1 protein-coding gene is annotated in these 207 nt (G+C 64.7%); it reads left to right on the top strand.

Going from position 1 to position 207, the window contains the following annotated elements; all coding sequences use genetic code 11:
- Window positions 1–207 (top strand): transposase (locus tag ACYP5B_RS17610; protein WP_459570532.1); only part of this gene is annotated, 207 nt, incomplete at both ends.

The raw sequence follows: 207 nt of genomic DNA, 5'->3' as shown, positions 1-207 counted from the left end.
AAAGGCCTTCCTGCGTTGGAGCGCGCAAGGCAAGTTCGAGCAGTTGCACGAGCGCCTGCGCCAGCAATGGCGCAGGCGCATCCAGCGCGAGGCCCAGCCCACAACCGCCATCATCGACTCACAGTCGACCCGGATCTCGCCGCAGGGGGCAGGCCAAGGATACGACGCGGGCAAGAAGGTCAAAGGGCGCAAGCGACATATCGTGGT

The sequence above is a fragment of the Cupriavidus sp. 8B genome, assembly GCF_054589115.1.
The sequence above is the reverse complement of the archived record's forward strand: the minus strand, read 5'-3'. Positions and strand labels throughout refer to the sequence as shown.